This is a genomic window from Sphingomonas sp. ABOLH (assembly GCF_003951715.1).
Taxonomy (GTDB): domain Bacteria; phylum Pseudomonadota; class Alphaproteobacteria; order Sphingomonadales; family Sphingomonadaceae; genus Sphingomonas; species Sphingomonas hankookensis_A.
In genome coordinates, this window is the sequence record NZ_QQWV01000013.1 from 37,157 (window position 1) to 59,684 (window position 22,528).

General features: G+C 65.2%; 21 protein-coding genes and 2 tRNA genes. 17 read left to right on the forward strand and 6 right to left on the reverse strand.

Going from position 1 to position 22,528, the window contains the following annotated elements:
- The first annotated feature begins 38 nt into the window (after window positions 1–38).
- From gatC to CA237_RS08575, 5 genes are read left to right on the forward strand one after another with little or no spacing between them, the layout of a single operon-like run.
- Window positions 39–326, forward strand: coding sequence for an Asp-tRNA(Asn)/Glu-tRNA(Gln) amidotransferase subunit GatC (gene gatC, locus CA237_RS08560; RefSeq protein WP_066689832.1), 288 nt, complete (start codon window positions 39–41; stop codon window positions 324–326).
- Window positions 326–1,807, forward strand: a complete 1,482-nt coding sequence (gene gatA / locus CA237_RS08565) for an Asp-tRNA(Asn)/Glu-tRNA(Gln) amidotransferase subunit GatA (protein WP_066689833.1) — start codon at window positions 326–328, stop codon at window positions 1,805–1,807. Before gatC ends, gatA begins: the two co-directional genes overlap by 1 nt.
- Complete coding sequence (locus tag CA237_RS19640; RefSeq protein ID WP_164523849.1) at window positions 1,798–1,974, forward strand: hypothetical protein; 177 nt, start codon at window positions 1,798–1,800, stop codon at window positions 1,972–1,974. The genes gatA and CA237_RS19640 overlap by 10 nt, the downstream gene beginning before the upstream one ends.
- Window position 1,975: 1 nt before the next feature.
- Window positions 1,976–3,454 carry an Asp-tRNA(Asn)/Glu-tRNA(Gln) amidotransferase subunit GatB gene (gene gatB, locus CA237_RS08570; protein ID WP_126013699.1) on the forward strand — a complete coding sequence of 493 codons (1,479 nt, stop codon included), beginning with the start codon at window positions 1,976–1,978 and terminating at the stop codon, window positions 3,452–3,454.
- Complete coding sequence (locus CA237_RS08575) at window positions 3,451–4,080, forward strand: peptidylprolyl isomerase (RefSeq protein ID WP_084401498.1); 630 nt, start codon at window positions 3,451–3,453, stop codon at window positions 4,078–4,080. Before gatB ends, CA237_RS08575 begins: the two co-directional genes overlap by 4 nt.
- A gap of 141 nt (window positions 4,081–4,221) precedes the next feature.
- On the opposite strand, the gene CA237_RS08580 is transcribed toward CA237_RS08575, so the two are convergent.
- Complete coding sequence (locus CA237_RS08580) at window positions 4,222–4,440, reverse strand: hypothetical protein (RefSeq protein WP_126013701.1); 219 nt, start codon at window positions 4,438–4,440, stop codon at window positions 4,222–4,224.
- Window position 4,441: 1 nt separating this feature from the next.
- Window positions 4,442–4,672, reverse strand: a complete 231-nt coding sequence (locus tag CA237_RS08585) for a hypothetical protein (protein WP_066689836.1) — start codon at window positions 4,670–4,672, stop codon at window positions 4,442–4,444.
- A gap of 137 nt (window positions 4,673–4,809) precedes the next feature.
- On the opposite strand from CA237_RS08585, the gene CA237_RS08590 reads away from it, so the two are divergent.
- The 5 genes from CA237_RS08590 to clpX all read left to right on the forward strand — a co-directional run bounded on the left by CA237_RS08590 (window position 4,810) and on the right by clpX (window position 9,741).
- A tRNA-Leu gene (locus tag CA237_RS08590) sits at window positions 4,810–4,894 on the forward strand.
- A 67-nt stretch (window positions 4,895–4,961) separates the two neighbouring features.
- Window positions 4,962–6,578, forward strand: coding sequence for a trigger factor (tig, locus tag CA237_RS08595; RefSeq protein WP_066689837.1), 1,617 nt, complete (start codon window positions 4,962–4,964; stop codon window positions 6,576–6,578).
- 105 nt (window positions 6,579–6,683) lie between these two features.
- Entirely contained in the window at window positions 6,684–7,622 is a 939-nt protein-coding gene (locus CA237_RS08600; RefSeq protein WP_066689838.1) for a glycosyltransferase family 2 protein, read from the forward strand.
- Between the two features lie 94 nt (window positions 7,623–7,716).
- On the forward strand, window positions 7,717–8,346 hold the full coding sequence (locus CA237_RS08605; protein ID WP_055756397.1) for an ATP-dependent Clp protease proteolytic subunit: 630 nt from the start codon (window positions 7,717–7,719) through the stop codon (window positions 8,344–8,346).
- 129 nt (window positions 8,347–8,475) lie between these two features.
- Entirely contained in the window at window positions 8,476–9,741 is a 1,266-nt protein-coding gene (gene clpX, locus CA237_RS08610) for an ATP-dependent Clp protease ATP-binding subunit ClpX (RefSeq protein ID WP_066689839.1), read from the forward strand.
- A 7-nt stretch (window positions 9,742–9,748) separates the two neighbouring features.
- Here the strand turns inward: clpX and CA237_RS19645 are convergent, their stop codons facing one another.
- Window positions 9,749–9,898 (reverse strand): hypothetical protein, encoded by a 150-nt coding sequence (locus CA237_RS19645; protein WP_157092716.1) that lies wholly within the window; start codon window positions 9,896–9,898, stop codon window positions 9,749–9,751.
- A 79-nt stretch (window positions 9,899–9,977) separates the two neighbouring features.
- On the opposite strand from CA237_RS19645, the gene CA237_RS08615 reads away from it, so the two are divergent.
- Together CA237_RS08615 and CA237_RS08620 are read left to right on the forward strand one after the other, a co-directional pair.
- On the forward strand, window positions 9,978–10,676 hold the full coding sequence (locus CA237_RS08615; RefSeq protein WP_126013703.1) for an HAD family hydrolase: 699 nt from the start codon (window positions 9,978–9,980) through the stop codon (window positions 10,674–10,676).
- A gap of 68 nt (window positions 10,677–10,744) precedes the next feature.
- Complete coding sequence (locus CA237_RS08620) at window positions 10,745–11,911, forward strand: ionic transporter y4hA (RefSeq protein WP_232307936.1); 1,167 nt, start codon at window positions 10,745–10,747, stop codon at window positions 11,909–11,911.
- Here CA237_RS08620 and CA237_RS08625 read toward each other — a convergent pair.
- Both CA237_RS08625 and CA237_RS08630 read right to left on the reverse strand, forming a co-directional pair.
- Window positions 11,895–12,107, reverse strand: a complete 213-nt coding sequence (locus CA237_RS08625) for a hypothetical protein (RefSeq protein ID WP_241215452.1) — start codon at window positions 12,105–12,107, stop codon at window positions 11,895–11,897. The two genes, CA237_RS08620 and CA237_RS08625, sit on opposite strands and share 17 nt — an antisense overlap.
- A gap of 26 nt (window positions 12,108–12,133) precedes the next feature.
- Window positions 12,134–13,813, reverse strand: a complete 1,680-nt coding sequence (locus tag CA237_RS08630; protein ID WP_066689842.1) for a M1 family metallopeptidase — start codon at window positions 13,811–13,813, stop codon at window positions 12,134–12,136.
- A 94-nt stretch (window positions 13,814–13,907) separates the two neighbouring features.
- Here CA237_RS08630 and lon point away from each other — a divergent pair, with 94 nt between their 5' ends.
- The 5 genes from lon (at window position 13,908) to CA237_RS08655 (ending at window position 21,794) form a co-directional block, all read left to right on the forward strand.
- Window positions 13,908–16,391, forward strand: a complete 2,484-nt coding sequence (gene lon, locus CA237_RS08635; RefSeq protein WP_126013705.1) for an endopeptidase La — start codon at window positions 13,908–13,910, stop codon at window positions 16,389–16,391.
- 183 nt (window positions 16,392–16,574) lie between these two features.
- Window positions 16,575–16,847, forward strand: coding sequence for an HU family DNA-binding protein (locus tag CA237_RS08640; RefSeq protein ID WP_055756411.1), 273 nt, complete (start codon window positions 16,575–16,577; stop codon window positions 16,845–16,847).
- Between the two features lie 51 nt (window positions 16,848–16,898).
- Window positions 16,899–16,973: transfer RNA gene (locus tag CA237_RS08645), tRNA-Val, on the forward strand.
- 263 nt (window positions 16,974–17,236) lie between these two features.
- The gene (locus CA237_RS08650; protein WP_066689844.1) at window positions 17,237–18,877 is read left to right on the forward strand and encodes a hypothetical protein; all 1,641 of its coding nucleotides are present in this window, start codon (window positions 17,237–17,239) and stop codon (window positions 18,875–18,877) included.
- A 106-nt stretch (window positions 18,878–18,983) separates the two neighbouring features.
- Window positions 18,984–21,794: a TonB-dependent receptor gene (locus CA237_RS08655; RefSeq protein WP_126013707.1), complete on the forward strand. Its 2,811-nt coding sequence runs from the start codon at window positions 18,984–18,986 to the stop codon at window positions 21,792–21,794.
- A gap of 55 nt (window positions 21,795–21,849) precedes the next feature.
- Here CA237_RS08655 and CA237_RS08660 read toward each other — a convergent pair whose 3' ends face one another.
- On the reverse strand, window positions 21,850–22,521 hold the full coding sequence (locus CA237_RS08660) for a 2OG-Fe(II) oxygenase (RefSeq protein WP_066689846.1): 672 nt from the start codon (window positions 22,519–22,521) through the stop codon (window positions 21,850–21,852).
- Between the last annotated feature and the right edge of the window lie 7 nt (window positions 22,522–22,528).

Genomic DNA, 22,528 nt, shown 5'->3' on the forward strand with positions numbered 1-22,528 from the left:
CTTGTGGGGGGCGTGCCGGGATGCTAGCCGCCCTTCCCATGTCCGTCGAACCTGCAACCGTCAAACGCGTGGCCGGCCTTGCCCGTATCGCGATCACCGATGCCGAAGCCGAAAAGCTCGCACCTGAACTCGGCAACATTCTCGGCTGGATCGAGCAACTGGGCGAGGTCGATACCCAGGGCGTCGAGCCGATGACCGCGGTCATCCCCAACCATCTGCGCCTGCGCGACGATGTCGTGACCGATGGCGACGTCCGCGACAAGGTACTCGCCAATGCGCCGCAGGGCGAGCATGGCTTTTTCACCGTTCCGAAAGTGATCGAATAGTGTCGAACCTGACCGACCTTGGCGTCGCCGCGATCCGCGACGGCGTGCGCAGCGGCGATTTTTCCGCCCGCGATGTCGCCGACGCGTTCATCGACGCGGTCGCCGCTGCGAAGCCGCTCAACGCCTTTCTCGTCGAAACCCCCGACCATGCCCGTGCCGCCGCGAAGGTGGCCGACGATGCCCGCGCCGCTGGCGAGACGCTCAAGCCGCTGGCCGGCGTGCCGATCGGCATGAAGGACTTGTTCTGCACGCAGGGCGTCGAGACGACGGCGGCAAGTGGTATCTTAAAAGGCTTCGTGCCTCAGTATGAATCGACGGTTTCCGGTAACTTGTGGAATGCCGGGGCGGGGATGCTGGGCAAGCTGAACCTCGACCAGTTCGCGATGGGATCGTCCAACGAAACCAGCGCGTTCGGCAACGTCATCTCGCCGTGGCGGCGTCCGGGCGACACCGCGCCGATGGCGCCGGGCGGATCGTCGGGCGGGTCATCCGCGGCGATCGCGGCGCGGCTGTGCCCGGCGGCGACCGGCACCGATACCGGCGGTTCGATCCGCCAGCCCGCCGCGTTCGTCGGCATCACGGGCATCAAGCCGACCTATGGCCGCTGCTCGCGCTATGGCGTCGTCGCGTTCGCCTCCTCGCTCGATCAGGCCGGGCCGATGGCGCGCGACGTCCGCGACTGTGCGATCATGCTGGAGGCGATGGCCGGGTTCGATCCGAAGGACTCGACCTCGCTCGACCTGCCCGTGCCGGCGTGGGAAGCGGGGCTGAACGCCGACCTGCGCGGCAAGCGGGTCGGCATCCCCAAGGAATATCGCGTCGATGGCATGCCGGCGGAGATCGAGGCGCTGTGGCAGCAGGGCATCGAATGGCTGAAGGATGCGGGGGCGGAGATCGTCGAGGTCTCGCTGCCGCACACCAAATATGCGCTGCCGGCCTATTACATCATCGCGCCGGCCGAAGCGTCGTCGAACCTTGCCCGCTATGACGGTGTGCGGTTCGGTCAACGCGTGCTGCCTGATGGCGCCGGCCTGCAGGACATGTACGCCGCCACCCGCGCCGCCGGTTTCGGCGACGAGGTGAAGCGCCGGATCATGATCGGCACCTATGTGCTCTCGGCTGGCTTCTACGACGCCTACTACACGCAGGCGCAGAAGGTGCGGACGCTGATCGCGCGCGATTTCGAACAGGCGTGGGAACAGTGCGACGTGCTACTGACCCCGACCGCGCCATCGGCGGCGTTCGCGCTGGGGGAAAAGAGCGCCGATCCGATCGCGATGTATCTGAACGACGTCTTCACCGTGCCGTCGTCGCTGGCAGGCCTGCCGGCGATGAGCGTGCCGGGCGGCGTCGACAAGGACGGACTGCCGCTGGGGTTGCAGATCATCGGCAAGCCACTGGACGAACAGGGCGTGCTGAACGCAGGCCTTGCGATCGAGCAGCGCGCCGGCTTCGTCGCCCGTGCGGACAAATGGTGGTAGTTGTCGAACTGCTGATCGAGGCGATCGGAGCGGTGGTGGAAACTGCCATCGATCTGATCCCCGATGGGAAGTCGAAGACGAAGCACACGATCTCCGACGGGCCGACACCGGTCCCGAGGAGCGAAATGGAACAGCGGCCGCCGACCGGCCCGTATGAAGAGCGATGACATGAGCGATTACCGCATCCGTGGTGCCACCGGCGACTGGGAGGTCGTGATCGGCCTCGAAGTCCATGCGCAGGTCACGTCGAACGCGAAGCTGTTCTCCGGCGCGGCGACCGCCTTCGGTGCCGAGCCGAATACGCAGGTAAGCCTTGTCGACGCGGCGATGCCCGGCATGCTGCCGACCCCGAACCGCGAATGCATCCGGCAGGCGGTGCGGACCGGCATGGCGATCGATGCGGTCATCAACAAATGGTCGCGCTTCGACCGCAAGAATTATTTCTACGCCGATCTGCCGCAGGGCTATCAGATCAGCCAGCTCTATCATCCGTTGGTCGGCGAAGGCGTGGTCGAGATCGTGCTGGACGAGAAAGACCCGAATAGCGTGCCCAAGGCGATCGGCGTCGAGCGCATCCATGTCGAGCAGGATGCCGGCAAGCTGATGCACGACCAGCATCCGACGCGGTCCTATGTCGACCTGAACCGATCGGGCGTGGCGCTGATGGAGATCGTCAGCCGGCCGGACATGCGTTCGCCTGCCGAAGCAGGCGCTTATTTGTCGAAGCTGCGCACGATTCTCCGCTATGTCGGGTCGTGCGACGGCAATATGGACCAGGGGTCGATGCGCGCCGACGTCAACGTGTCGGTCCGCCGTCCGGGCGAGGAATTCGGCACGCGGACCGAGACGAAGAACGTCAACTCGGTACGCTTCGTCATGGCCGCGATCGAATATGAAGCGAACCGGCAGGTGGCGGTGTTGGAGGATGGCGGCCGCATCGTGCAGGAAACGCGCCTGTTCGATCCCGACAAGGGCGTGACCCGGTCGATGCGGTCGAAGGAAGACGCGCACGACTATCGCTACTTCCCCGATCCCGATCTGCTGCCGCTCGAACTGGACGATGCGTTTCTCGAGGAATGTCGTGCGTCGCTCCCCGAGCTGCCCGATGCCAAGCGCAAGCGCTATGAGAGCGAGCTCGGCCTGTCGGCGTATAATGCCGCGGTGCTGACCGCCGAGGTCGAAACGGCGCGCTGGTTCGAGGCGCTGCTGGCCGAAGGCGGTTCGGACGTGCCGGCAAAGTCGGCCGCCAACTGGTTGATTTCTGACCTGTATGGCGCGCTCAATCGGCTGGGCAAGGGCATCGGCGACAGCCCGGTGTCGCCGGCGCAGGGCGCGGAACTGCTCAAGCTGGTGGCCGACGGTACGCTGTCGGGTACGCTGTCGAAGCAGGTGTTCGAGATCATGCTCGAAACCGGGCAGGGGGCGAATGCGATCGTCGAGGAACGCGGGCTCAAGCAGACCAGCGACACCGGCGCGATCGAGGCGGTGATCGCCGCGGTCATGGAAAAGAACGCCGACAAGGTCGCCGACTATCGCGGCGGCAAGGACAAGCTGTTCGGCTTCTTCGTCGGGCAGACGATGAAGGCGATGGGCGGGAAGGCCAATCCCGGCGTCGTCAACGACCTGCTGAAGAAGGCGCTGGGATGATGCAGACGACGAGGCGCGCGCTGCTGGTGGTGCTGGCTTGGGCCGGGCCGGCGTTGGCACAGACGCCGGCGCCGCAACCGGGCGCCGAACCGCCGCTGCCGCGCGTCGCGATCGTTACCACCGCCGGCACCCTGACCGTCGAGGTCGAGGTGAAGCGCGCGCCGATCACGGCGGCCAATTTCCTGCGCTATGTCGACCAGAAGCGGCTCGATGGCGTCAGCTTCTATCGCATCGTGAAGGTCGGACCGGAGTTCGGCTTCGTCCAGTTCGGGCCGCATACCGATGCGAAGAAGTATCTGCCGCCGATCAAGCATGAGCCGACGACGCTGACCGGGCTGTCGCATACCGACGGCACGCTGTCGGTCGCCCGTCTAGGGCTGGGAACGGCGCGCGGCGAATTCACCATTTCGGTCGGGGATCAGCGCCGCGCGTTGGATGCCGCACCGGGCGTGCCGGCGGACGGGCAGGGCTATGCCGCCTTTGCCCGGGTCGTCGACGGGCGCGACGTGCTCGTGAAGATCCTCGATACTCCGGTAGATCCGACCAAGGCGAGCAACGGTGCGTTCAAGGGCGAAATGCCCGCTGCGCCGGTGAAGGTCATCACCGCGCGGCGGGTGCTGAAGTAGGCCTGTCTTCTTGTACGCGTCATCCCGGCCCTGAGCCGGGGTCCCGCTTCGTTCGCCGTTTGCAGTAGAAGCGGGACCCGGGAGCAAGTCCGGGGTTACGATTGCGCTGGAACGATCGACCCTTGTCGATCAGTACGGGCGTTACTGTCCGTCGCCCTCCTGATTGCGGACGACCCCGCCCGACCCGCCGGCCGTATCGGGCGACACGGTGGGTTCGGTCGGCGAGGTCGCCCCGCTGTCGGTTCCGCCGCGTTCGACATCGCCATTGACGGCATCGACCGCCTTTTCGATATCGCTGCGACGATCGGTATCGTCCTGCGGGGCGCTGTCGGGGTGAATGCTGCGATCGCGGTCGCTCATGTCAGTTTCCTCCCATGACCGGCTGGCCGGGAACGGGCGTCACGCCCGGATCGCCGCCGGGCAGCGGGCTGGGCACGTCGATATCGGGACCGGGTACGTCGATTTCCGGCGGCGGGGCGGTCGGTTGGCCGGGTTCGGTCTGCGGCGCCGGCTGTTCGGGCGGCGGGGTGGTCGGCGCTACGCCCGGTTCGGGGGCGGGCGTTTCGGCGGGGATCGGCGGTTCGACGGGCATGGAAAGTCTCTCCTTCTCGCACTCCAACGTCCGCCGCGCGGACGGGTTGCGGTGCTCATACAACTCTGCGAAGCGTGGCGACTTGCCCCGACGCGCATGGCTGCTATAGACGCGCCCGTGCCGGCGGCGTCCGCTCGGCGGGCGTGGCGGAACTGGTAGACGCGCTGGATTTAGGTTCCAGTATCGAAAGATGTGGGGGTTCGACTCCCTTCGCCCGCACCAGTGACGCCGCCAGCGCCTGTCGAAGCTGGAGCCGCTCCATTCGATTCTTTTGACGAAAGCCGTGAGAATGCAGACTGTCGAGACGTTGAACGAGGGCCTCAAGCGCGCCTACACGCTGACCATCACCGCTGCCGATATCGACGCGAAGGTCGATGCCGAAGTGAAGCGCGTCGCGCCGACCGTGAAGATGCCCGGCTTCCGCCCCGGCAAGGTGCCCGCGAACCTGATCCGTAAGATGCACGGCGAAGCGCTGTCGCAGGACGCGCTGAACAGCTCGATCCAGGACGGTATCCAGACGCTGATCGCCGAGCAGAAGCTGCGCCCCGCCACCGCGCCGCAGGTCTCGCTGGAAGGCGACTATGCACCGGGCAAGGATGCGGCCGTAACCGTGTCGCTCGAAGTGCTGCCCGACGTGCCGGCCCCGGCGATCGATGAGATCAAGCTGGAGCGCCTGACCGTTCCCGCTGACGAAGCCGTGGTCGACCAGCAGCTCGAGCAGCTCGCCAGCAACAACAAGCGCCACAACGACGCCGAGGAAGGCCATGAAGCCGCCACTGGCGATCTGGTCGTGATGGATTTCGTCGGCAAGGTTGACGGCGTGGCGTTCGACGGTGGCACCGGCGAAGGCATGGCGATCGAAATCGGTTCGGGTCGTCTGATCCCCGGCTTCGAAGACCAGCTGATCGGCGTGAAGAAGGGCGACGAGAAGACGATCAACGTCACCTTCCCCGACGATTATCAGGCCGAAAACCTGAAGGGCAAGGCGGCGACCTTCGACCTGAAGATCACCGACGTGAAGGTGCCCGCAGAAGGTGGCCCGGACGACGAGTTCGCCAAGTCGCTGGGCCTCGAAAGCCTCGAACAGCTGCGCGGGCTCATCAAGGGGCAGGTCGAGCAGGAACTGAACGGCCTGACCCGCACCCACATGAAGCGCAAGCTGCTCGACCAGCTGGCCGCCGGCCACGACTTCGACGTTCCGCCGTCGATGGTCGAAGCCGAGTTCGACCAGATCTGGGCCCAGCTGCAGCACGAAGCCGGCCACGAAGCCGATCCGGAAGCGGCCCGTGCCGAGCTGGAAGCCGAGCGTGACGATTATCGCCAGATCGCGGTGCGCCGCGTTCGCCTCGGCCTGCTCCTGTCCGAAATCGGCCAGAAGAACGGCATTGAGGTCAGCCAGCAGGAAATGCAGCGCCTGATCATGCAGGCCGCGCAGCAGTACGGCCCGGAAGATCGCCAGCGCTTCATCCAGTATGTGCAGCAGGAGCCGATGGCCGCCGCGCAGCTGCGTGCCCCGCTGTACGAGGACAAAGTCGTCGACTTCCTGTTCGGCAAGGCTGAGATCACCGACCGCGAAGTGACGCGCGAGGAACTGGAAGCCGCGATCGAGAGCGAGGAAGGCGCGGTGCCGCATGTGCACGGCCCGGACTGCAACCACGATCACGATCATGACCATGCGAAGCCGGTGAAGAAGGCTGCCAAGGCCAAGCCGGCCGCCGAAGCATCGGCGGAAGGCGAAGCTGCCACCGACGCGGAAGCGCCGAAGAAGAAGGCTCCGGCGAAGAAGGCTCCGGCCAAGAAGGCGGAAGCCGCTCCGGCCGAAGCCGCCGAGGGCGAGGCCGCTCCGGCCCCGGCCAAGAAGCCACGCGCCAAGAAGAAGGTCGAAACCGAAGCCAGCGAAGACTGATCGGTCGATCCTGATGCGAAAGGGCCGTCCACTCCCACGAGGAGCGGGCGGCCTTTGCATGTCGGGCGCTTGCTTTCGGCGGCGTCCGGTGTTGTACGCAGGGCCATGTCCACGACCGTTGCCGTCCTGCTGCCCTGCTACAACGAAGAAGCCGCGATCGGCGCGACGGTCGCGGGGTTTCGCGCGGCGCTGCCAGATGCGACCATCTATGTGTATGACAACAACTCTTCGGACCGCACGATCGAGGTCGCCCGTGCCGCCGGGGCGGTCGTGCGCAGCGAGCGTATCCAAGGCAAGGGCGCGGTCGTGCGGCGGATGTTCGCCGATGTCGATGCCGATATCTATGTCATGGCCGATGGCGATGCGACCTATGACGCGGCCGCCGCGCCGGAACTGGTCGCTAGACTGCTCGACGAGCAGCTCGACATGGTGGTCGGGCAGCGGGTGAGTGAGGCTGCGCTGGCGTACCGGCGGGGCCATCGTTTCGGCAATGCGATGCTGACCGGGATGCTGGCGCGGTTGTTCGGGCGCAGCTTCACCGACATCCTGTCGGGATATCGCGTCTTCTCGCGGCGATTCGTGAAGAGCTTTCCGTCGCTGTCGGCCGGCTTCGAGATCGAGACCGAGATCAGCGTCCACGCGCTCGAACTGCGGATGCCGGTGGCGGAGGTGACGACCCGCTATTTCGCCCGGCCGGAAGGGTCCGCGTCGAAGCTGTCGACCTATGGCGACGGGTTCCGCATCGCGCGGACCATCGCGACCCTGTACCGGATCGAGCGGCCCTTGTGGTTCTTCGGCGCGATTGGCCTGTTGCTGGCGCTGATCGCGGTCGTGCTCGCGGTGCCGATCGTCATTACCTATCTGCATACCGGTTTAGTGCCGCGATTCCCGACGGCGATCCTCGCGACCGGGCTGGTCATCCTTGCCTCACTGTGCCTCTTTTCCGGCCTGATTCTCGACACGGTTGTGCGGGGGCGGCGGGAGGTGCGGCGGCTGGCCTATCTGGCGCATCCGGCACCGGGCAGCGGGTGGATCGCACGCTAACCATCATTCCGGGGGCGTAGCGATGCGCTGGCCCCTTGCGCGCTCAGTCGGGAGCGCCGATGTAGGGCGTCGAAACCTACTCAGCGGGAACCCAATGCTAGATATTCACGACGGCCTCGTCCCCATCGTCATCGAACAGTCGAGCCGCGGGGAGCGCAGCTTCGACATTTACTCGCGCCTGCTGCGTGAACGGATCGTGTTCGTGACCGGCGGCGTCGAGGACCACATGGCTTCGCTCATCACCGCCCAGCTGCTGTTCCTCGAATCGGAAAATCCGAAGAAGGACATCTGGATGTACATCAACTCGCCGGGCGGGGTGGTGACGGCCGGCATGGCGATCCACGATACGATGCAGTATATCCGCCCGCGCGTCGGCACGGTCTGCATCGGGCAGGCAGCGTCGATGGGCAGCTTCCTGCTAGCCGCCGGTGAGCCCGGGATGCGCGTGGCGCTGACCAACGCCCGCATCATGATCCACCAGCCTTCGGGCGGGGCGCAGGGCATGGCGTCGGACATCCAGATCCAGGCGAAGGAAATCCAGCGCATCAAGGACCGGATGAACGCGCTGTATGTGAAGTACACCGGCAAGCCGCTGGAAGAGATCGAGCGTGCGATGGACCGCGACACCTTCCTCGAAGCGGAGGAAGCCAAGGCGTTCGGTCTGGTCGACCAAGTGTTCGACAAGCGTCCGGGCGCGCCGGAAGAGGCGACCCCGGCCGCATAAGCGGTTGCCCCGCCCGACGGCCTATCCGGCGGCTCGGGCGGGTAAACTTTTAATGCATTGCCGGATACAAGCCTGTGTGTATCCTGACGGGCGGAAAGACGCGTCACAGCGGCGCGGGAGATGATTTGAATGACGAAGCTCAGCGGCGGCGACTCCAAGAGCACCCTGTACTGCTCGTTCTGCGGCAAGTCGCAGCACGAGGTGCGCAAGCTGATCGCGGGTCCGACCGTGTTCATCTGCGACGAATGCGTCGAACTGTGCAACGACATCATCCGCGAGGAAACGAAGTCGGCACTGGTCGCCAAGAAGGATGGCGGGGTCCCGACGCCGCAGGAAATCTGCAACGTGCTCGACGATTACGTCATCGGGCAGAAGCAGGCGAAGCGCGTGCTGTCGGTCGCGGTGCACAACCACTATAAGCGGTTGAACCACGGTCAGAAGGGCGCCGACGTCGAACTGGCGAAGTCGAACATCCTGCTCGTCGGGCCGACCGGTTGCGGCAAGACGCTGCTCGCACAGACGCTGGCGCGCATCCTCGACGTGCCGTTCACCATGGCCGATGCAACGACGCTGACCGAAGCGGGCTATGTCGGTGAGGATGTCGAGAACATCATCCTGAAGTTGCTCCAGGCATCCGACTATAATGTCGAGCGGGCGCAGCGCGGAATCGTCTATATCGACGAGATCGACAAGATCAGCCGCAAGGCCGAGAATCCGTCGATCACGCGCGACGTGTCGGGCGAGGGCGTGCAGCAGGCGCTGCTCAAGTTGATGGAAGGTACCACCGCGTCGGTGCCGCCGCAGGGTGGGCGCAAGCATCCGCAGCAGGAATTCCTTCAGGTCGACACGACGAACATCCTGTTCATCTGCGGTGGCGCGTTCGCGGGTCTTGAAAAGATCATCGCCGATCGTCTGCAGGGCAAGTCGATCGGCTTCGGTGCCTATGTCGCGGCGCCGGAGGAACGCCGTACCGGTGAGGTGCTGCGTCAGACCGAGCCCGAAGATCTGCTGAAGTTCGGCCTGATCCCTGAATTCGTCGGCCGCTTGCCGGTGATCGCGACGCTCGAAGACCTCGATGTCGCGGCGCTCATCAAAATCCTGACGGAGCCGAAGAACGCACTGGTCAAACAGTATCAGAAGCTGTTCGACATGGAGGGCGTGAAGCTCGGCTTCAACGAGGAAGCGCTGGTGTCGGTGTCCAAGCGGGCGATCGAACGCAAGACCGGCGCGCGCGGGCTTCGTTCCATCCTCGAAGGCATATTGCTGGACACGATGTTCGACCTGCCGTCGATGGACGGGGTGGACGAGGTCGTCGTCGACAAGGACGTGATCGAGGGCCGGAAGGAACCGGTTCGTGTCTATGCCGAAAAGAAGAAGGCGGGCGACGCCGCGTAAGCTGCGATCAGCCGGTTTGTAGGGCGGGCGTCGGGAAACCGGCGCCCGTTTTGCGTTCTGGTTCGCCAGCCAGCCAGCCGGCCATCGTCATTCCGGCGTCGGCCGGAATCCATTGTGTCGGGCGTTTACGATCTGCTTGCGACGTCGCCGCGTCCATGGATTCCGGCCTACGCCGGAATGACGATGGGGAGGTGCTATGACTTTCCTCGCCACCCTCCGCCCGCTATCCAGCGTCCATGCCGATCGATCTTATCTGCCTCGATGCCGACGACACGCTCTGGCACAATATGCGCCATTTCGAGGAGGCGCATCACGCCTTCACCGCAATGCTTCGCCCGTTCGCGGCCGCCGGTGTCGCGCTCGAAACGCTCGACGCCTGCGAGGCGCGCAACCTAAAACTCTATGGCTATGGTGCCAAGGGATTCACGCTATCGATGATCGAAACGGCCCTCGAACTGGGCGGGGATCGTTTGCCGAGCGGCGTGATCGCCAACATACTGGCCGCCGGACGCCGGTTGCTGGCGCATCCTGTCGAGTTACTGCACGGGATCGAGGCGACGCTGGATGCGCTGTCGCAGCGCGGACGACTGGTGTTGGTCACTAAGGGCGACCTGCTGCACCAGGAAGCGAAGCTCGCCGCATCGGGCCTTGGCGACCGCTTTGCCGGGATCGAGATCGTCAGCGACAAGACGACCGAGACGTTTACGCGGCTGTTCGACCGCTATGGCGCGACACCCGAGGCAGCGGTCATGGCAGGCGATTCGATGCGCTCCGACGTTCTGCCCGCCCTGTCGGCCGGGGCATGGGCCGCGTATGTTCCGCAGCCGCTGGCCTGGGCGCACGAGGCGGGTGAGCCGCCGATCGACCATCCCCGCTTTCGCCAGTTGCCCGATCTGGCGGCGCTGCCCGACTGGATCGACTCGATCGGCCGCTAAATGCCTGCGCCCGATGGAAACATCGCGCGCCCGAAGCATTGGCTTTGCGTAACGATCAGGGAGCGATGATGTCGGCGGCACGAGACCATGAAGCGGCGATGGCGGCGGAATTCGAGGAAACGCTGGTCAGTCCGGCGACCAAACGTGCGCTGCTCGACCGTACCGCGCTGCCATGGTGGTCGACGGTCATTCCGGTGCTGGGGCTGGTTGCGATCCTGCTGAACCTGGCGAAAGTGGGCGGGATCGGTGCCGGTCTTGCGGCAGCGATCATGATCGGTTGCGTGATCGCTGCCGTCCATCACGCCGAGGTGGTCGCCCACAAGGTCGGCGAACCGTTCGGAACGCTGGTGCTGGCGGTCGCGGTGACGGTGATCGAGGTTTCGCTGATCGTATCTTTGATGTTGTCCGGCTCGGGGGACGTTGCGACGCTGGCGCGCGATACGGTGTTCGCCGCGATCATGATCATCCTGAACTTCATCGTCGGAATCTGCCTGCTGGTCGGCGGTATTCGTCACCACGAGCAGCGGTTCGTGCTGCGCGGGGTCAGCGCCGCGCTGTCGGTGCTGGCGGCGATGGCGGTGATGTCGCTCGTCCTGCCCAATTATACGTCGAGCGTGCCTGGGCCGACACTGTCGCCGTCGCAGCTTACCTTCGTCGCGATCATCTCGGTCATTCTCTATGCCACGTTCGTGATGGTGCAGACGGTGCGGCACCGCGACTATTTCCTGCCGGCGACCGATGGTTCGCTGCCCAAGGACGCCCACGCCGAGCCGCCGAGCGCCGGAACCGCCTGGATCGCGTTCGGCGCGTTGCTGATCGCGCTGGTGGGGGTGGTGCTGCTGGCGAAGGATTTGTCGCCGACGATCGAAGCGGCGGTGCTGGGGGCGGGGTTGCCGCTGGCGGTCGTCGGCATTCTGATCGCGGCGCTGGTGCTCGCGCCCGAGAGCCTGGCGGCGGTGAAGGCCGCGCGTAAGGACCGGCTTCAGACCAGTCTCAACCTCGCCATGGGATCGGCTCTGGCGACCATCGGGCTGACCATCCCCAGCGTCGCGATCGTGTCGCTGGTGATGGGCTGGCCGTTGTCGCTGGGCATCGATGCCAAGTCGATGGTGCTGTTCGCGCTATCGTTGCTGGTGTCGACGCTGACGCTCGGGAACGGGCGGACGACGGTGCTGTCCGGCATCGTCCACCTGACAATTTTCGCCGCCTATCTGTTCATCACGATCGTTCCGTGATCGCCCGCTGCCGGGCGGCGAGGGCCAGCCCGGCAGCGATCTGTGCGACGCCATAGGCCCGGCGCAGGGTGGGGCGACCGATAAAGGGGCGCACCAGCCACTGCGCACCGCCGGCGCGTTCCTGCCACAGCGCGATATGGCGACTGGGCTGCAACAGGCCGAGCAGCCCGTCGCCGATCATGAAGGTCGCGGCCATTTCGGCAGCGCGTCTGGATAGCTGGGTCATGGGGTGGCAACGCGCGGCGCCTGCATCCGTTCGATCGCCGGGGAACGCCGCAACAACCAAGCCATAGGGTCGATCACGACATGGGCGTCCTGCGGCACCGCGATAGCGCCCGAGCCGCCGGTCATCGGCAGGGTGTGGCGGACGCCATCGACTTCGACCTCGACCGGCAGCGGGAAGGGGCCGTCGCCCGGCACCTGCCAGCGCAGCATCAGCGCGGTCTCGCTGCGCTGCTCGATCAGATCGGGCAGGGCGGCCTGTCGCAGATAGACGTCGAAGAACCAGCCGAAATCCTTCCCCGTTTCCTCCGCCACCGCCGTTTCAAATTCGCGCGTCGTGGCAAAACGGGGCGTGAAATTGCCCGGTTTCGGATCGGGGCGGCCATAGACCAGCCGACGCGTCGCCGCGAAGAAAGCGCGGTCGCCGATCAGGTGGCGCAGGCTGTGCAGCATCCACGCGCCCTTGAAATAGACGTCGGTGCCGGGGCCGGTCTCGCCGTTGACCTCACGCGTGGTCCGTGAACTGCCCGATACGATCGGCGCGCGATTGGCGACGCGTTGCCGCTGGATCAGCAGCATCGACAAATAGCGCGCGTCGCCTTCCCGCCATTTGCCGTAGAGCGGCTGCATGTAGGACGCGAATGCCTCGTGCAGCCAGAAATCGTCCCAGTCGGCGGCGGTCATCTGGTTGCCGAACCATTCGTGGCTGAATTCGTGCTGGAACAGCCAGTCGAAGCCTTCGGGCGCCGGTTTGTAGCCGTTGCCGTATGCGTTGATCGTCTGATGCTCCATGCCGAGATAGGGCGTTTCGACCACGCCGACCTTCTCGTCGCCGAACGGGTAGGGGCCGATGGTCGATTCGAAGAAGTCGAGCGTCGGGGCGAACTCGGCGAACAGCTGCTTCGCCTGCTCGTCCTTCCCTTCCAAATGCCAGAAATGCAGCGGGATGACGTTGCCGAAGCGGCTGCGATACTCGCCCTTGATCTCGCGATACGGGCCGACGCTGATCGCCAGCGCATAGGGATTGGTCGAACCGGCATGCCAGTGCCAGGTGGTCCGGCCATCGGGCAGCCGGTCGATCCCGCGGAGCACGCCATTGGCCGGGGCGGACAGACCGGCCGGGACGGTCAGGTGCAGGTCAACGGCGGCGGGTTCACCGGCGGGAAAGTCGAGGCATGGCCACCACAGGTCGCAGCCGGTATCCTGCGCGGTGGTGCCGAACCAGGGCTTGCCCTTCCATTCGCTCCAGACGAAGCCGTCATCCCATGGCGCGCGCTTCGCAACCCGCGGACTACCGGCATAGCTGATCTCGATCGTGGTGCGTTGTCCGGCGACAAGCGGGGTGTCGATCACCACCTGTCCGCCCGCTTGGCGCCAGCGGGCGCGATCGAGCGGGCGGCCGTCGACGCGAATCGACCGGACGGTCAGCACATCGTCGAGGTCGATCGGAATGCGAGGCACCGCGGCATTGGCGGCGAGGGTCAGCGTCGCCCGTGCCGACAACATCCGCCGCGCCGGCAACGCCTCGATCGCCAGATCGGCATGCGCCAGCCGCAGTGCGGCGCGATCGGCGGCGATGGGGCCGCCCGATCGCAAGGTCATCGGATGGACCGGCGGCACCGTTTCGGTCGGCGCCACCTGCAACGCGGCGGCCAGCGCCAGCGCAAGCGATACCGTCATGGGTCAGTGTGCCTGCGAACGGAGATTGATGGCGCGGCAATTGCCACCATATAAGGTCGTGGGTCCGGCGCTTCGGCCGGGTCGTGGAGTGTCCATGTCCGAGATTACCAATTCCGTTTCGTCCGAGCCGCTGAAGCTGCCGGTATTGCCGCTGCGTGATATTGTCGTGTTTCCGCACATGATCGTGCCCCTGTTCGTCGGGCGCGACAAGTCGGTCGCGGCGCTTGAGGCCGCGATGGCGGGATCGAAGGAAATCTTCCTCGTGGCGCAGCTCGATCCCGGTGATGACGATCCGGCGCGCGAGGACCTGTATGATGTCGGCGTGTCTGCCGAAGTCATGCAGATGCTGAAACTGCCCGACGGCACGGTTCGTGTGTTGGTGTCGGGCAAGGCGCGCGCGACCCTGACCGAGCTCGAATCGGTCGACAATTATCTGGTCGCGACAGTCACGCCGGCCGAAGCGGACGACACGACGCTGGAAGATGCAGATGAGGGCATGGAGGAGCGCGTCGCCGAATCGGTTGCTCAGCCGAGTGCCGAGCTGAAGGCGCTGATGCGGTCGGTGGTCGACCAGTTCGAGAATTACGCCAAGCTCAACAAGAAGCTGCCGGCGGAAACCGCGGTGCAGCTGTCCGAGCTGGACGATCCCTCGCGCCTTGCCGATGCGATTGCCGGTAACATCGCGGTCAAGGTCGCCGACAAGCAGGCACTGCTGGTCGAATCCGATCCGCACAAGCGGCTGGAGATGGTGTTCGCCTTCATGGAGGGCGAACTGGGCGTGTTGCAGGTCGAGAAGAAAATCCGCAGCCGCGTGAAGCGCCAGATGGAGAAGACGCAGCGCGAATATTATCTGAACGAGCAGTTGAAGGCGATCCAGCGCGAACTCGGCAACGAGGGCGAGGATGGCGACGGCGACGAGATCGCCGAGCTGACGCAGAAGATCGCGACGCTGAAGCTCAGCAAGGAAGCGCGGACCAAGGCGACGTCGGAGCTGAAGAAGCTCAAGACGATGGCGCCGATGAGTGCCGAGGCGACCGTCGTGCGCAACTATCTCGACGTCCTGCTGGGCCTGCCCTGGGGCAAGAAGTCGAAGCTGAAGAAGGATATCGCGGTCGCGCAGGACGTGCTCGACCACGACCATTACGCGCTGGAAAAGGTCAAGGACCGCATCGTCGAATATCTGGCGGTGCAGGCCCGGACCAACAAGCTGAAGGGGCCGATACTGTGCCTCATCGGCCCGCCGGGGGTCGGCAAGACCAGCTTGGGCAAGTCGATCGCGAAGGCGACGGGGCGGGAGTTCATCCGCCAGTCTTTGGGCGGCGTGCGCGACGAAGCGGAGATTCGGGGCCATCGCCGCACCTATATCGGGTCGCTGCCGGGCAAGATCGTCACCAACCTGAAAAAGGCCGGCGCGTCGAACCCGCTGTTCCTGCTCGATGAGATCGACAAGCTGGGTCAGGATTTCCGCGGCGATCCGGCATCGGCGCTGCTCGAGGTGCTCGACCCCGAACAGAATGCGAAGTTCAACGATCATTATCTGGAGATCGACATCGATCTGTCGGACGTGATGTTCGTGTGCACCGCGAACACGCTGAACCTGCCGCAGCCGCTGCTCGACCGGATGGAGATCATCCGGCTGGAAGGCTATACCGAGGACGAGAAGGTCGAGATCGCCGAGCGGCACCTGGTCGCCAAGCAGGTCGATGCGCATGGGTTGAAACCGGGCGAGTTCGAACTGACGCAGGACGGCCTGCGCGATCTGATCCGTTTCTACACCCGCGAAGCCGGTGTCCGCACGCTGGAGCGCGAGATTGCGAAACTCGCCCGCAAGGCGCTGCGCCGCATGCTCGAAGGCAAGGCGACGTCGGTCACGGTCACCCCGGACAACCTGTCCGAGTTCGCCGGCGTCCGCAAATATCGCTTCGGCGTGGGCGAGGAAGAGCATCAGATCGGTGCGGTCACCGGTCTCGCCTGGACCGAGGTCGGTGGCGAACTGCTGACCATCGAAAGCGTCACGGTGCCGGGCAAGGGGTCGGTCAAGACGACCGGCAAGCTAGGCGACGTGATGAAGGAATCGGTCGAGGCGGCGTGGAGCTACGTCAAGGCGCGCTCGCCTGGCTATGGCATCAAGCCCAGCCTGTTCCACCGCAAGGATGTCCATATCCACCTGCCCGAGGGCGCGGTGCCGAAGGACGGCCCGTCGGCCGGCATCGGGCTGGTCACGTCGATCGTGTCCACGCTGACCGGCGTGCCGGTGCGGCGGGAGGTGGCGATGACCGGCGAGGTGACGTTGCGCGGTCGGGTACTGCCGATCGGCGGTCTCAAGGAAAAGCTGCTCGCGGCGCTGCGCGGCGGGATCACCACGGTGCTGATCCCGGTCGAGAACGAAAAGGATCTGGCGGAAATCCCGGCCAACATCCGTTCGGGGCTGGAGATCATTCCGGTCGCGCATGTCGACGAGGTGCTGCGCCTGGCGCTGACCGAGCCGCTGACCGCGATCGACTGGACCGAGGCAGACGATCTGGCGGCACAACCGCCGGTCCCGGTACCGGGCATCGGCGAGTCGCGCCCACATTGATGAGGATGGGGGTGGCCAATGGCCGCCCCCGTCCGATCCTGATGTACGTTTGCCGGACGATGGCGTGCAAAGCACCGGATTGCACTAATGCGTCCAATTTGCTTTGACAGCCCGCGTTCGAGCGGCCTTATTGCCGCTTTCGAGTTTTCCATATTGTTATTAGGCTGAAGGGGGTTCCACGGGATGAACAAGCAGGAGCTGATCGGGCAGGTCGCCGACCATTCGGGGCTTACCCGCGGCGATGCGATGAAGGCGGTCGAAGCGGTGTTCGACGTCATCTCGGCGGCGCTCAAAAAGGGTGACGAGGTTCGTCTCGTCGGATTCGGCACGTTTTCGGTGTCGAAGCGCAAGGCGTCGACCGGCCGCAACCCGCGGACCGGCGAACCGATGACGATCAAGGCGTCGTCGCAGCCGAAGTTCAAGGCCGGCAAGGGCCTGAAGGATTCGGTGAATTAAGTTCTGGACACGGTGGCCGGACCCATTTAGGGAGCCGTCCTCCGGGTTTCCGGGCGCGTAGCTCAGCGGTAGAGCACACCCTTCACACGGGTGGGGTCACAGGTTCAATCCCTGTCGCGCCCACCAGATCAACGGCCGTCCGGCACTGCGACCTCTGAACAGAGGCGTTGTGCGGGGCGGCCGTTTCTGATTCCGGGCAACATGGTTCGATCTGGAACGCTGTCACAAAACCGAAACCGTAACGTCTCCGAAACTTCATCCAAATCGCACGGTCCCGTCATCCAGCGCGCCTAACGGGCGGGTGTGGATCGGCCGACGGGGGAACCTTGGTCGATCGCCGGGTCAATGCGCCCGCATAACGACAACCAGGTTTCGGGAGTTCTTCGGTGATGGCCAGCAGCAAGCGCATCGGCTTTATTCTCATGGCGTCGACGGCCTGCGCCGCGCTCGCGGGGTGCAGCGGCGCCGATGGCGTCGCCTCGCCGGGTGCGGGCAGCATCAACGTGACCGTCCCCGCGCCGGCCCCGACGCCGACCCCGACGCCCTCGGCCACCCCGAGCGCGATCACCGCGGCGCAGTTCGCGGCCTCGACCACCGTCAACGGCGTCTCGATCACGCCGGAAGAACAGCTCGCCATCGTCAATGCCGGCACCAACAACAATGTGAACGGCGTCGGTTCGACGATGAACGGCGTCTATCCGGTCGGCAGCGCCTCGCTGGCCACCGCGACCGATCCGTCGACGATCAACAGCTTCTTCACCAGCACCAACTATGTCGGCGCGCTGAACGGTCCGACCGATACCGCGTTCCAGGGCTGGACCTGCAACTCGACCTCGGCCGAATTCGGCGGTTCGGGCGCGCGCTGCACCGCGGTCCCGTCGATCGGCACCTATGCCGCGGCGACCTCGGTCTGCCCGACCGGCACGCTGGATGACGGCACCAACAGCTCGTCGAGCCCGACGATCCGCTATTGCCGCCTGCCGCAGAACATCACCACCGACCTGTCGCTGCCCAAGATCGCCGGCGTCGTCTATCGCCTGCGCGGCCAGACCGAAGTCGGCACCGACCTCGGCACCACGGGCGGCACCGGCGCCACACTGACGATCGCCGCCGGCGTCGTCATCGCCGCCGACTCGACCGAAGCAACCAACGACCTGCTGCTGGTCAACCGCGGTTCGAAGATCTCGGCGATCGGCACGCGCGACGCGCCGATCATCTTCACCTCGCAGCAGAACACCGTCAGCAACGGCGTATCGGACGCGACTCAGGGTCAGTGGGGCGGCATCATCCTGCTCGGCCGTGCGCCGACCGCCGTCTGCGCGACCGGCACCGGCCCGAACAACGCCGCCGGTTCGTCGACCACCTGCCAGCAGGCGATCGAAGGCGTGACGGGACGCTTCTATGGCGGTCCGAACGTCGCCGACAGCTCCGGCCAGATGTCGTACGTCCAGATCCGCTATTCGGGTATCGCGATCAGCGACGGCAACGAACTGCAGGGCCTGACGCTGGGCGGCACCGGGACCGGCACCGTTCTGGACCATATCCAGAGCCACAATTCGGCCGATGACGGCATCGAAATCTTCGGTGGCACGACCAATCTGAAGTACATCGCGATCACCGGTGCTGACGATGACGGCTTCGACATCGACAATGGCTATCGCGGGTTCATGCAGTTCATGATCGCCGCGCAGCGCACGCTGGGCGCGACCGCCGACTCCTTCTCGACCGAGATCGACTCTAATAACGCCGAGGACCTGCTGCCGCGGACCTTCTCGACCTATGCCAACTTCACCTTCATCCAGACGGCGCTGGCGCCGGCCGCGATCCGTCAGCGCGGCGGGTCGGACATGCGCTATGTCAACGGCATCGTGAAGTCGGTGTCGAGCGTCCCGTGCCTCAACCTGGTGGCGGGCACCAGCGATCGCTCGACGATCCGCGCGGCGAACACTGGTCCGACCGACAATGGCGGCCCGCAGGAATTCGGCCCGCCGGTGTTCAGCTCGATCTACTTCGCCTGCAACGGGCGCTGATCCGCGACACCATCGCGCCCAAGCGATGACACGCCGATGCCGGGGCGGGCCGATACGCCCGTCCCGGCATTCGCTCTTTACGACTTGAACAGGTGGATCCCCGGTCATGCAGCACCGCCGCGCCTATGCAACGCTCCTTCTCCTGACATCGCAACTGGTCGCGCCGGCCGTACTGGCGCAGACCGCGCCGGCACCGACCGCGGCCACTCCGCCGGTCGTGCAGACCGGCACCCAGCCGGACCCGGTCGCCACGCCGCAGGACGGCACGACCACGACCGACACCCCGGCCGAAGTCTCCTCGCCGGGCTTCGACGAATCGACGGCGGAGGAAATCGTCGTCGTCGGCCGCAACATCCCGAACGTGGTGCGTGCCACGCCGCAGATCGTGTCGGTGCTGTCGGAAGCCGACATCGCGCGCACCGGTGACGGCGACATCGCCGGCGCGCTGACCCGTGTCACCGGCCTGTCGGTTGTCGGCGGCGGCTTCGTCTATGTCCGAGGTCTCGGCGATCGCTATTCGTCGTCGCTGCTCAACGGATCGCCGCTGCCCAGCCCTGAGCCGCTGCGCCGTTCGGTCCCGCTCGACATCTTCCCGACCTCGATCGTCGGATCGGCGCTGGTGCAAAAGACCTATTCGGTCAACTTCCCCGGTGAATTCGGCGGCGGCGTCATCAACCTGACGTCGAAGGCGATCCCGAAGAAGAACTTCCTGTCAATCGGCGGGTCGATAGCTGCGGACACGGTGACGACCAGCGAGCTCGGCTATGTCTATCCCGGCGGCAAGTCCGACTGGATCGGCTATGACGATGGGACGCGCGGCGTTCCCGCCTTCATCCGCAACGCCGACCAGGGATCGGGCATCTTCACCGCCGATCAGGTGGCGCAGCTGAACAACGCACGCACGACGCTGTTGCAGGTCAACAACCAGCTGCCGGCCAACCTGTCGGGTGAGATCGCCGGCGGTTCGGTGTTCGATATCGGCAGCGACCGGCTGGGCGTCATCGCGTCGCTCGGCCTGTCCAACACCTTCCGCACCCGCGACGCGATCCAGCAGGACAGCGTCAGCGAGGACGGCACGGTCCGCAACGATTTCCGCACCGTGCTGACCGACAACCGGATTGTGGCCAATGCGCTGGTCGGGCTGGGCTACGAGTTCAACGACAATACGATCCGCTGGACCAACGTCTATATCCACGACACGCTGAAGCAGGGCCGTCTGGCCGGGTCGGAAGCGTACAACAATTTCAGCGGCCTGCGCCTGCAACAGAACACCAACTGGTTCGAACGCCAGCTGATCGAGACGCAACTGGTCGGCGAATTCAAGCTGACCGATGCGCTGAAGTTCGACGCGCGCGGCGCCTTCGCCAATTCGAAGCGCAACGCGCCCTATGAGCGGCAGTTCGACTATCTCTGCTCGAACCGTACGACCAACGGCTATCCGATTACGACTGACGGTGCGCCCTTCTCGCGCGGGTTCAATTGCAACGGCGCCTATCAGGTGACGCAGCGCTTCTCGCCCTTTGCCAGCGTCGTGTTCAGCGAGCTGGACGAGAATCTGTACACCGGTCAGGCCGACCTGTCGTACAAGCTGGCGACCGATCGACCGATCACGCTGTCGACCGGCTATTTCTATTCGAACACCGACCGCAATTCGCGCCGGTTGCAGTTCAACTACCAGACCAGCGATGGCGCAGGCACGGCGCCGGGTTTCCCCAACAACCTGCTGCGTCCGGACTATCTGCTGTCGCCCGACTCGCTGTTCAACGCCTGTCCGCAGCGCGGGACCGGGGCCTGCACGATCCAGCTGCAGTTCAATACGCAGAACGGCGCCTATGCCTATGATGCCGGCCTCGAAATCCATGCCGGCTATGTCCAGGCCGAGGCCGAGGTTAGCGACGGCCTGCGCGCGGTCGCCGGCGTGCGTTACGAAACGGCGCGCGAGGAAGTGACGCCGATCGGCAATCCGTCGACCATCCTGAAGAACGGCTATTGGCTGCCGGCGGGCACGCTGACGTGGAATTTCGCGTCGGACATGCAGGCGCGGTTGAGCGGCGCGAAGACGATCTCGCGCCCGCAATTCCGCGAGCTTGCCCCCCAGCAGTTCCGCGATCCCGACTCGGACCGCCTGTTCTTCGGTAACCCGAACCTGCGCGATTCCGAATTGTGGAATCTCGAAGCGCGCTACGAATGGTTCTTCGGCCGCGACCAGCGCTTCACCGCCGCCGGTTTCTACAAGCGGATCGATCGCCCGATCGAACAGGCCGGCTTCTATCCCAGCCCCGACGCGACGCTGCAAACCGGCTTTACCTATCTGCCCAAGGCGACGTTGTGGGGCGGCGAGGTCGAGGCGCAGAAATATGTTCTGCTCGAAAGCCTCGGCAATTTCTTCGCGACGCGGCGCCTGCTGCTGCTGGCGAACTATACCTATACCCAGTCGCAGATCACGGCGGATGGCAGCTGCGTGCCCAATCCGGCGGCGGCATTGGGTTCGCCCGGCATCGGTGGCTGTGCGGCGGGCTTCGGTCGTGCCAATCTGCTGTTCCGCGACGGCGCGCCGCTGACCGGCCAGTCGGACCATCTGGTCAACGTGCAGGTCGGGCTGGAGGATACCGCCAACCTGTCGCAGCTGACCTTGCTATTCAACTATGCCAGCGACCGTGTGACGAACCGTGGTCCGTCGAACCTGTCGGGGCAGGGGTTCCAGCCCGATATCGTCGAGCGTCCGGGCATCCGCCTCGACCTCGTCGCGCGGCAGGGGTTCGAAGTGGCCGGCGCCAATCTGGAGGTGAAGGCGGAGGCCCGCAACCTGACCGGCCAGCGTTATTCGGAAAGCCAGAATTTCGGCGGCAACCCGGTCTATATCAACCGCTACGACCTCGGCCGGATGTTCTCGCTGGGCATCACCGCCCAGTTCTGATCCGGCGTAACGCGGCAGGACGGGCCGTCGGCAGCGATGCCGGCGGCCCGTTCGCTTATCCCCACGGGCGTTCGCGAAACCATTTGGTCAGGACGTATTTCGTGCCCTCGCGCACCTTCATCCCGTGGTGGAGCGTCGCGGGGTTCGGCGTGCCGTCCGCGCGCAAATTGTTCCAGGCGAGCAGCTTGCCGGTCTCGGGCTGGACGATCTTGTCGATCGCCTTGAAGCGCGTGGCGCCACCGGCACCCGGTTCGTTGAGGTAAAGCATGACCGTCCAGGTCCGGTTGCCGGCGACCGAGCAATATTTCGCGAAGTCGCCGCCATGCGGATCGAAATAGTCGGTGTGCGCCTTGAACTCTTGCCCCACGGCATAGCGTTGTCCCTGCAACGGCTCGCCATGGGCCGGGTCGAGCGCGCAGAAGTCGAAGATCAACGCCTCTGCCGCAGCGACCACCGGATCGGTCGAATCGAGGTCACACGTTTCGCTGGTCCGAAAGGTCGGGTCGCCATTGGCGTCGGCGATGGTCGACGGCCGGCGCTTGGCATCGATCCGCTCGATCAGCGCGGCGCACAGATTGGCGGGGATCAGCGCCCGACGGATGAACAGCGACAGTTTGGCGCTGGGTACGCGTTGCACGCCCGGTTGGGCCATGATGTGCTCGACGACCGGTTCCGATGGATAGCCGGAACCGAGCGACGGGCGGGCGGGGGTGGCGTGCGTTTGCATGGAGATT

What these genes read in the sequence shown, in the direction of transcription:
- gatC (WP_066689832.1), top strand. Translation starts at nt 39, where the DNA reads ATGTCCGTCGAACCTGCAACCGTCAAACGCGTGGCCGGCCTTGCCCGT.
- CA237_RS19640 (WP_164523849.1), top strand. Translation starts at nt 1,798, where the DNA reads ATGGTGGTAGTTGTCGAACTGCTGATCGAGGCGATCGGAGCGGTGGTG.
- gatB (WP_126013699.1), top strand. Translation starts at nt 1,976, where the DNA reads ATGAGCGATTACCGCATCCGTGGTGCCACCGGCGACTGGGAGGTCGTG.
- CA237_RS08575 (WP_084401498.1), top strand. Translation starts at nt 3,451, where the DNA reads ATGATGCAGACGACGAGGCGCGCGCTGCTGGTGGTGCTGGCTTGGGCC.
- CA237_RS08580 (WP_126013701.1), bottom strand. Translation starts at nt 4,440, where the DNA reads ATGAGCGACCGCGATCGCAGCATTCACCCCGACAGCGCCCCGCAGGAC.
- CA237_RS08585 (WP_066689836.1), bottom strand. Translation starts at nt 4,672, where the DNA reads ATGCCCGTCGAACCGCCGATCCCCGCCGAAACGCCCGCCCCCGAACCG.
- tig (WP_066689837.1), top strand. Translation starts at nt 4,962, where the DNA reads ATGCAGACTGTCGAGACGTTGAACGAGGGCCTCAAGCGCGCCTACACG.
- CA237_RS08600 (WP_066689838.1), top strand. Translation starts at nt 6,684, where the DNA reads ATGTCCACGACCGTTGCCGTCCTGCTGCCCTGCTACAACGAAGAAGCC.
- CA237_RS08605 (WP_055756397.1), top strand. Translation starts at nt 7,717, where the DNA reads ATGCTAGATATTCACGACGGCCTCGTCCCCATCGTCATCGAACAGTCG.
- clpX (WP_066689839.1), top strand. Translation starts at nt 8,476, where the DNA reads ATGACGAAGCTCAGCGGCGGCGACTCCAAGAGCACCCTGTACTGCTCG.
- CA237_RS19645 (WP_157092716.1), bottom strand. Translation starts at nt 9,898, where the DNA reads ATGGACGCGGCGACGTCGCAAGCAGATCGTAAACGCCCGACACAATGG.
- CA237_RS08615 (WP_126013703.1), top strand. Translation starts at nt 9,978, where the DNA reads ATGCCGATCGATCTTATCTGCCTCGATGCCGACGACACGCTCTGGCAC.
- CA237_RS08620 (WP_232307936.1), top strand. Translation starts at nt 10,745, where the DNA reads ATGTCGGCGGCACGAGACCATGAAGCGGCGATGGCGGCGGAATTCGAG.
- CA237_RS08625 (WP_241215452.1), bottom strand. Translation starts at nt 12,107, where the DNA reads ATGGCCGCGACCTTCATGATCGGCGACGGGCTGCTCGGCCTGTTGCAG.
- CA237_RS08630 (WP_066689842.1), bottom strand. Translation starts at nt 13,813, where the DNA reads ATGACGGTATCGCTTGCGCTGGCGCTGGCCGCCGCGTTGCAGGTGGCG.
- lon (WP_126013705.1), top strand. Translation starts at nt 13,908, where the DNA reads ATGTCCGAGATTACCAATTCCGTTTCGTCCGAGCCGCTGAAGCTGCCG.
- CA237_RS08640 (WP_055756411.1), top strand. Translation starts at nt 16,575, where the DNA reads ATGAACAAGCAGGAGCTGATCGGGCAGGTCGCCGACCATTCGGGGCTT.
- CA237_RS08650 (WP_066689844.1), top strand. Translation starts at nt 17,237, where the DNA reads ATGGCCAGCAGCAAGCGCATCGGCTTTATTCTCATGGCGTCGACGGCC.
- CA237_RS08655 (WP_126013707.1), top strand. Translation starts at nt 18,984, where the DNA reads ATGCAGCACCGCCGCGCCTATGCAACGCTCCTTCTCCTGACATCGCAA.
- CA237_RS08660 (WP_066689846.1), bottom strand. Translation starts at nt 22,521, where the DNA reads ATGCAAACGCACGCCACCCCCGCCCGCCCGTCGCTCGGTTCCGGCTAT.